Raw genomic sequence first — 1,144 nt, forward strand, 5'->3', positions numbered from 1 at the left:
TACACCAGAGAGGCTATCTAATAAGGGAGTTTTATTAGCAGATAAAGCTGATCAAGAATCCATATTGAAAGTTGCAAATTTAATTTTCAAGGCGATGAATAACCCAAGTAATCCTTTATATACATTCTTATCGGGAGGAAACACTCCAACAGCCAGTGATGAAGCTAAAAGGATAAAAGTTAATAACTTTCTGGAATCTTATGATGAATTAGATCTTTTCATTACTCTTCATTCTAATGGAAAAAAGCTGGATACAAAGACTTTCGTTTCCGATGAAGAGCTTAATAGCACCTTTGAAAACTATGGTGTTGTGATTCTGAATGGATTGAATCCAGACAAGCATTCTACTTTAATGCTTGGTTGTGGTCATAATAATGATTATTGTGATCATTCAAACATAGATACTTTGGATATTCGGGCAAGTATCAAACCTGATGTTTTATTACAGTGGGGAGACAAAAGAGCAATTGAATATCTCAGTATATTAAATAAATATGATGAAATTGTTGATGAAGGACCTTTGTGTTCATTTATGAATTACTCGGATGATTATTTCTCGGCAGTAAGGTCATGCTTGGTTGAAAATGGAAAATTACGACTACCAAGCCACGTGCTTGATGAAAGTAAAATTCCATTAGACTTTATAAAAGATGGCTCTTCAAAGAGAAATAATTTTGGTTCACGTCACTTTTGCACAACCTATATCTACTCCCCTGGTTGAAATCACCTAACAAGTGGCTATGCTGCCAACTGCAGATTATCCTGCTAAACCGGCACTGGCCGAAGATTCGGCAGCAACTGTCATCAGGAACCTACCAACCCAAACCCATGCGGTGGGATGACCCCCACCAAACCGGATGAGAGCAAGCGCAAGATCTTAGAGTAGACATTAAGCCTCACCCACAGCACAAAGATCTAATCTTGTACGCCCTGAACAAACATCTTGTGCAGGGTGTTCACGTTTCGCATTATCTGCCCAGAAGTCGAGGAGCTTCCTTGTATGTGAGTGCAGAGACTTACCATAAGGGATAAAATGACATTACCAAACAGACTGGTTCCACTTTTCATCGCCTTATTTATTTTGGCTGTTCAAGGTGAGTTCTGCCGCCGGAAATGAATCTTTTTTGAGCTTAATGTCTACCCT

1 protein-coding gene is annotated in these 1,144 nt (G+C 38.8%); it reads left to right on the top strand.

The genetic code is table 11. The features are described 5' to 3' along the window. The coding region (locus KDK16_RS10650) for a hypothetical protein (protein ID WP_257276073.1) at positions 1-721 on the top strand (721 nt) is incomplete at its 5' end. Positions 722-1,144: the final 423 nt, after the last annotated feature.

The sequence above is a fragment of the Endozoicomonas sp. SESOKO4 genome (assembly GCF_024606275.1).